Source organism: Dietzia sp. DQ12-76, from assembly GCF_014145045.1.
Taxonomy (GTDB): Bacteria; Actinomycetota; Actinomycetes; order Mycobacteriales; family Mycobacteriaceae; genus Dietzia.
Genome location: NZ_JAALDV010000270.1, coordinates 5,778 through 12,510 on the forward strand (window position 1 = coordinate 5,778; position 6,733 = coordinate 12,510).

Consider the following 6,733-nt stretch of genomic DNA (forward strand, 5'->3'; position numbering starts at 1 on the left):
CGCCGACAAGTTCACCCTCGAGGATCTCGAGGAGGAGACGCAGGCCCAGTGGTATCTGCGACAGATGCTCGGGTCGGCGAACTTCACGGGGAGCGATCTCACCCACTTCATGTCGGGCAACCTGTCGTTCCAGATCGAGCACCATCTCTTCCCGACCATTCCGTCCAACCGGTACAAGGAGCTTTCGGTGAAGGTCCAGGACGTGTGTCGGCGCTGGGACCTGCCCTACACCACCGGCCCGCTGTACAAGCAGTACTGGCAGTCATGGCGCACGATCGCCAAGCTCTCGCTTCCGAACCGGTTCCTCAAGGCCGGCCCGGACGATGCCCCGGAGACCAGGTCCGAGCGCATGTTCGCGGGTGAACCGCGTACCTACACCGACCCCCAAGGGGCTCGGTCGGGCTTGGTCACCGCACTGAAGCACCACACCGACCCGGAACAGCTCCGGCGTCTGACCCGCACGGCCTGACGGTGGCGGACGACCAGGTGAGCGAGGGCGCCGGCAGCACCCGCCGGACGCGGAGCGTCGACGAGACCCACCGGCGTCCGGCGGGTGCGACCGACGCCGAGGTGGAAGCCGCCGGCACGGCGAGCGAGGCACTCGAATACATCGAGCGGGCCCGCGGGCGCCTGTACGACATGCACCAGCTGATCGGGCGGGCGGACCTGCTCTACCAGAAAGCTGCGGACCAGTTGGAAGCAGTGGGCAGAACCCAGCTCGCCGAGACGATCCGGTCTGAGATGGTGGGGGTGAACGTCCTCCACGGACGATGGACGTTCCAGATGGTCGAGGAGTTCGACGACGGCTTCTGGACGACGGCCCGCCGGGTCAGCCGGGCGGTGGTCGACGAGGTGACCGGTGGCCGGCAGCACGTGCACGAGGCCGAGATGAAGGAACGGAACCGGTCAGCCGGGCGCGACGGCCACGAGCCGACCCCGTAGGCGCATCGTCGCGCCGCCTACGGGGTCGGGGCTTGACAGCGGTCGAGAACTGGACGGGGATCGAGGACTGTCAGTGACCGAGTGCCGTCAGCCGGTGCGGTGCCGACCGGCCAGGGCGTGACGTTCGGACTCGGTCGTCCCACCCCAGACGCCGTACAGTTCCTTCGAATCCATGGCGAATTGACGACACGCGTCGAACACGGGGCATCCCTGACATACCGCCTTCGCCTTGTCCTCCTTACGTCGGCGCTGCCCCTTGGATTCGTCGTCCGCGCTGTAGAACAGGTCTTCCAGATCGATACACGCGGCGGAGTCGCGCCACGACCAGAATTCTGCGGTTGGTTGCAGGTTCCTGTATCTGGGCATGGCGTCTCCTCCTCGCGAGACTGAAGTGCCCTGCCATGAGCCCTGAAGGTTCAGAATGCGATGACCTCATATTCTCAGTTGACAGAAACACGTCAAACGCACGAAGCCCAACCAAGGCTTTCCTAACCGCCTCGAAATGCCTGTGATGCTGGGACGATCAGCCGATTCTTCCTGAGGTTAAAGTTAGGCAATATAACTGAGCCCAGGATCTGTCACCCCACGAGCCCTCTCGTGGCGGCCCTGATGACCTCGGCGGCGCGGGCGGCCGCCCCGTCGACACCCCACCACGATCTGATCCCCGTCGACGCGCCGTCCCGGGAGCGATCGACCTGGGCGGTGACGGCGTGGGCGACAGCCGTCGGGCCGTCGCCGTACCTCATCACGGCGGCCCCGGGGATCCCGTGGAGGGCCTCGGCCGTCGCGTCCTGCTCACCGTACGGTCGGCGGCCCGGGACCACGACGAGCGGGACATCGGCGCAGGCCGCGTCCGCCACCGATGCCTGCCCCGCCCCGGTCACCACCACGTCCGCCGAGCACAGCTCCGGCCACGGGTCCTCGAGCCACGATCCGTCCGGTCCGCCGATCTCCAGCCAGTCGGCGACCCCGAGATCGCGTGCGGTCATTCTCACGGCCCGCCAGAACCGGTGGTCGCCTCCGGTGCCGGAGCCGTTCAGGTGGACCACCCGTGGCCGGTTCAGGTGATCACGTGGTTCGGGGTCCCGTCGCTCGAACCGGGACACCCCACCGATCTCCTCCACGGGGCTGTCGATCCTCCGCAGAGTGTCCTGGTGCACGCCCGGAGGCCACGCCCCGATCAGGCGCTCGGCAGCCCGGAAACTGAGCAGGTGGGGTTCGTCCTCCCGCACCCCGGGCGGGAGGGTGCTGACCATCGGGATGCCGGTCATGTGCGCCGCGAGTGACATGGCCGGCGAGGAATCGACCCAGAAGGCGCGAGGCCGCGCGCGATCGATCCACGCGACGGCCTCGCGACGCGCCTCCAGGGGGATCTCCTCCGGGGCCTGGAGGTCGCCGGGTTCGGCGGAGAGATGGACGACCCGCGTCCCCGGCGGGAGGAGCGAGTCGTCGAACCGCCCCGCGATCAGCATCGTCACGTCGAGACCGCGCTCCCGTAGTGCGCCCATCACGGGGAGCACGCGGTGGAGGTGACCACGCCCCTCGTTGTGGACGTAGATGCCGATCATCCGCTCACCCCCACTCGACGCGTGTCCCGGCCGGCCCCGTCGCCCTAGTCCGCTCCGCGGATCGCCCCGAGGAGGGCGTCGCAGAAAGCGGGGAGATCGTCGGGGTTGCGGCTCGTGAACACGCCGTCCGAACTGACCAGCTCCTCGTCGACCCACTCGGCGCCGGCGTTGACCAGATCCGTGCGCAGACTGGGGTAGGAGGTCACCCGGCGGCCCCGGACGACGTCCGCCTCGATCAGCACCCAGGGTGCGTGGCAGATGGCGAGAACCGGCTTGCCCGCTTCGACCATCTCGCGGACGAGGGTCACGGCGTGCTGGTCGCGACGGAGGGCGTCGGGATTGGCGACGCCGCCGGGTAGGACCAGCACGTCGGCATCGGCGGCGGTGACGTCGGCGGTCGTGCGGTCGACGGCCTGGGTGCCGGCCGGGCTGAGGTGGTCGACGAGTTCGACCTCTCCGTCGGAAGTGCTCACCAGGAGCGCCGTGTGGCCGGCCTCGGTCACGGCACCCCATGGTTCGGTCAGCTCCACCCGCTCGATCCCCTCGCCGGCCACGAGGAAGACGACGGTCCTGGTGTCAGTGTTCACATCCTGTGTCTCGGTCATTCTCCGATCGTGGGGCCGCACCCCCCGGGACCGCAACCGGACCGCCGGTGGCCCCCGGCTCGGCCGTGCGGCACGATGTGGTGAATGCGACGACGAGGCCCTATCGACCGACGAGGACGAGGTGACCGCGGACGTGGTGGATGCGGGTGCTTCCTGCTCGTCCTGCTGCTCCTGATCCTCGGGGTGGCCGTGGCGGCGGAGTTCGGAGCCCGCTGGTACCTGTCGGACCGGGCGGAACGCGAGGCCTCGGCTCGGCTCGGCGCCCCGGTGTCGGTGGGTTTCGGCCCCACGCCGATCCTCTGGGACCTTGCCACCAGCCGGGCCGTCGACACGGTCCGGATGACCTCTCCAGGTGACCGAGACGCGCCCCGGATCGACGTGACCGGGCATTCGGTCAGCATGGCCGACGGCAGCATCGTCGCCGCGTCGGCGGACGGGACCGCCACGCTCAGCGGCGACCAGCTCACGGCGGCGGCGGCCGAGGGCAATCCCGCCGGCGACTCCCCGGTCGCGGGGCTGACGGAGGTCAGGTCGGTGCGACCCGACGCGCAGGCCGGTCTGCTGCGCGCGGACATCGGTGGGATAGCCGAGATCGGCGTGGCGCCCGGGGTCTCGGGCGGACGGCTCACCCTGACCCCGGAGGAGACCGGGGTGCTCGGCCTGCCCCTGCCGGACGGGGTGTTCTCCGGGATCACCGGCACCGTCGACACGACGGTCGCCTCACTCCCCGAGGGGGTGTCGATCCACAGGGCGCGAGTGGTGCCCGACGGACTCGAGGTCGCCCTCGTCGGCACGGACGTCACGCTGAGGTAGCGGCACCGCCGTGGTCCGCCGGACGACGCCGGGTCCCGGAGACCGCCGGGACGCACAGTTCCGTGGGTTCCGTCCGACCCCGGACCACCTCCGATCCCACCCGATTCCACCGCTCGGCCTCGGCGGCCCCGGCCGAATCGACCGCGGCACCGGAGGCCAGGACGAGTCCGGACTGCGTCTTCGCCAGTTCGCACAGCCGCGACGCCTCGTTGACCGCGTCTCCGATGACCGTGTACTCGAAACGGTCGTCGGCGCCGACGTACCCGGCGACCACGCCCCCGTAGGAGGCACCGATCCCGGCCTGGCATCCCGGTACCCGGTCGGGCAGCCGCTCGCCGAGCACACGGGCGCAGGCCAGTGCGGCGGACGCCGGGTCGTCCATCGACCGGGGCGCGCCGAACACGACGAGTGCGGCGTCGCCGAGGAAGCTGTCGACGACGCCGTTGTACTCCTCTACCGTCTCAACGACCACCCGGAAGAACCTGTTGAGCACGTCGACGACCTCCGTCGCCTCCGACCGCACCGCCATCTCGGTGGAACCGATGATGTCGACAAAGACGACGCCGACTTCGGAGGCGCTCCCGCCCAGTTCGGGATCGCGTTCCTCGGCGGCCTCCGCGACGTCACGACCCACGTGGCGACCGAACAGGTCCCGGAGCCGTTCGCGTTCCTGAAGCCCGGCGGCCATGCGGTTGAACCCACGCTGGAGCTCACCGAGTTCCGTTCCGTCGTAGACCACCACCCTCCGGTCGAGCTTCCCGTCCGCGACGTCCTCCATCGCCCAGCGGACGCTCCGAAGCGGACCGAGCACCGATCCGGTGGCGAGGGAGACGAGCAGGAATCCGGCGAGCAACGACGTGGCCCCGAGAACGATCGCGATGACGGCGAGGCGTTCCAGTGTCAGGGCGCGGCCCGCCAACGTGTAGATCGCCACGATGATGAGTCCGGAGATCGGCACCCCACTACCGACCGCCCAGGACACCCGGAGGCGGGTCATCGCACCGAGGAACCGTGCGCGGGGGGCCGGACCGCTGGCGAGCGCGACCGCGGCCACCGGACGGAGACCGAAGTCGGCGAAGAGAAACGCCACACCACAGACCACGAGTCCGGAGAAGACGATGGTGAACCCGACGGTCGGGATGGTCGCCGGGTCGATCACCCCGAACGCCGGCGTCACCACGGCTGCGCCGAGCAACCAGAGGAAGGCCTGGATGAGGGTCATACGGGTGGGCAGGCGGAGCGCCCGCACGCGCTCCCGATCCGTGGGCTCGCGGCCGTCGAGGAACCACCGGACCCGGCGGTAGACCACCCCGCGGACCCAGACCGTCCCGACCACGGTCGCCAGGGACACGTACCCGGGTACCACGATGACGTTGGGAACCAGGAACTCCCGGGACAACAGGGTGGGGCCCGGCAGGACGAAGAGGATCAACACCGCCGCGACGGCCACCCCCACGAGGTTGGACGCCAGCAGGGTAAGAACCAACAGGATCCGGACCCGTAGGGTCCGCATCCGCGCGGACTCCGTCTCCCGCCCGAGCAGCACCGAGCCCAGTTCCGGGCGTCGCAGCAGGGACAGGTCGAGTCGCACGGTCCACATCGTGCCATCTGCGGGCCCGGAATAGACGACCTCGTCACATCAGGCCCGGGGAACTGTCGCGGGGCGCCCCGTGGAGCGTAGGGTGGAGCGGTCGGCCCGCACCACTCTTGCCTCGGGCCGCGTCGGATGTCGACCTCCCGTGGTCGCGCACCGGGCACGTCGCTCACCTGCGACGGGGTAGCCCAGGAGCGCGCCGGGCAAGACGCCCCATCTACCTACGGAGATTCCTCCCTTGTCACGTTCCTTCGCCGATCTCGGCGTTCCTTCCTCCCTGCTCGACGTCCTCGCGGGCGTCGACATCGTCACCCCCACCCCCATCCAGTCGGCCACGTTGCCCGACGCGATGGCCGGACGCGACGTCCTGGGCCGGGGCCGCACCGGCTCCGGCAAGACCTATGCGTTCTGCCTCCCCCTGGTCACCCGCCTCGCCGCGTCCGCGACCGCCGGCGGTCGCCGGAAGCGCAACGCCCCGCGTGGGCTGATCCTCGCCCCCACCCGCGAGCTCGCTCGCCAGATCGACGAGACGCTCGCGCCACTGGCCAAGGCGATGGGCCTCAAGACCACCGTGATCTTCGGCGGCGTATCGCAGGGGCGCCAGGTCAGCGCGCTCGACCAGGGGGTCGACATCGTGGTGGCCTGCCCGGGTCGGCTCGAGGACCTCATGGGGCAGAGGCACTGCCGCATGGATTCGGTCGAGGTGAGTGTCCTCGACGAGGCCGACCACATGGCCGACCTGGGCTTCCTCCCGGGAGTGACCCGGATCCTGGCGGCCACGCCCGCGGGTGCGCAGCGGCTTCTCTTCTCCGCGACCCTGGACCAGGGTGTGGACAAGCTCGTCCGCAAGTTCCTCGACAACCCGGTCGTCCACGAGGTCGACGACGGCTCCGCCACCCCCGGCGCGACCGCCCACCACGTCGTCCACGTGGACCCGGACGACCGCGTCCGCGCACTGGCGGATCTGGCCGGGGTGAACGAGCGCACCGTAATGTTCACCCGCACCAAGCACGGCGCCAAGCGACTGGCCAAGCAACTCTCCGGCCGCGGCGTGACCAGCGTCGACCTGCACGGCAACCTGTCGCAGAACGCGCGGGTGCGCAACCTCGACGCGTTCTCCTCGGGCCGGGCGAGCGTGCTCGTGGCCACCGACATCGCGGCCCGCGGTATCCACGTCGACGACGTGGGACTGGTCGTCCATGCCGATCCGC

The 6,733-nt window shown here is 70.0% G+C and carries 8 protein-coding genes; 4 read left to right on the plus strand and 4 right to left on the minus strand.

Going from position 1 to position 6,733, the window contains the following annotated elements; translation table 11 throughout:
• Both G6019_RS17300 and G6019_RS09935 read left to right on the plus strand, forming a co-directional pair.
• Positions 1–469 (plus strand): fatty acid desaturase family protein (locus G6019_RS17300; protein ID WP_241725977.1); only part of this gene is annotated, 469 nt, incomplete at its 5' end.
• A 17-nt stretch (positions 470–486) separates the two neighbouring features.
• On the plus strand, positions 487–942 hold the full coding sequence (locus tag G6019_RS09935; protein WP_182612695.1) for a hypothetical protein: 456 nt from the start codon (positions 487–489) through the stop codon (positions 940–942).
• Positions 943–1,029: 87 nt separating this feature from the next.
• Here G6019_RS09935 and G6019_RS09940 read toward each other — a convergent pair whose 3' ends face one another.
• The 3 genes from G6019_RS09940 to G6019_RS09950 form a co-directional block, all read right to left on the minus strand.
• On the minus strand, positions 1,030–1,308 hold the full coding sequence (locus G6019_RS09940) for a WhiB family transcriptional regulator (protein WP_107757635.1): 279 nt from the start codon (positions 1,306–1,308) through the stop codon (positions 1,030–1,032).
• Between the two features lie 212 nt (positions 1,309–1,520).
• Positions 1,521–2,510: a glycosyltransferase gene (locus G6019_RS09945; protein WP_182627504.1), complete on the minus strand. Its 990-nt coding sequence runs from the start codon at positions 2,508–2,510 to the stop codon at positions 1,521–1,523.
• 44 nt (positions 2,511–2,554) lie between these two features.
• Positions 2,555–3,115 carry a type 1 glutamine amidotransferase domain-containing protein gene (locus tag G6019_RS09950; protein ID WP_107757637.1) on the minus strand — a complete coding sequence of 187 codons (561 nt, stop codon included), beginning with the start codon at positions 3,113–3,115 and terminating at the stop codon, positions 2,555–2,557.
• An 84-nt stretch (positions 3,116–3,199) separates the two neighbouring features.
• On the opposite strand from G6019_RS09950, the gene G6019_RS09955 reads away from it, so the two are divergent.
• Positions 3,200–3,928: an LmeA family phospholipid-binding protein gene (locus G6019_RS09955; RefSeq protein ID WP_182612697.1), complete on the plus strand. Its 729-nt coding sequence runs from the start codon at positions 3,200–3,202 to the stop codon at positions 3,926–3,928.
• Here the strand turns inward: G6019_RS09955 and G6019_RS09960 are convergent.
• Positions 3,915–5,528 (minus strand): adenylate/guanylate cyclase domain-containing protein, encoded by a 1,614-nt coding sequence (locus tag G6019_RS09960; protein ID WP_107757639.1) that lies wholly within the window; start codon positions 5,526–5,528, stop codon positions 3,915–3,917. The two genes, G6019_RS09955 and G6019_RS09960, sit on opposite strands and share 14 nt — an antisense overlap.
• Before the next feature lie 232 nt (positions 5,529–5,760).
• On the opposite strand from G6019_RS09960, the gene G6019_RS09965 reads away from it, so the two are divergent.
• A partial coding sequence (locus G6019_RS09965) for a DEAD/DEAH box helicase (RefSeq protein WP_182627505.1) occupies positions 5,761–6,733 on the plus strand: 973 nt, incomplete at its 3' end.

Coding starts and splice junctions, on each gene's coding strand:
- G6019_RS09940 (WP_107757635.1), bottom strand. CDS start 1,308: ATGCCCAGATACAGGAACCTGCAACCAACCGCAGAATTCTGGTCGTGG.
- G6019_RS09945 (WP_182627504.1), bottom strand. CDS start 2,510: ATGATCGGCATCTACGTCCACAACGAGGGGCGTGGTCACCTCCACCGC.
- G6019_RS09950 (WP_107757637.1), bottom strand. CDS start 3,115: ATGACCGAGACACAGGATGTGAACACTGACACCAGGACCGTCGTCTTC.
- G6019_RS09955 (WP_182612697.1), top strand. CDS start 3,200: ATGCGACGACGAGGCCCTATCGACCGACGAGGACGAGGTGACCGCGGA.
- G6019_RS09960 (WP_107757639.1), bottom strand. CDS start 5,528: ATGTGGACCGTGCGACTCGACCTGTCCCTGCTGCGACGCCCGGAACTG.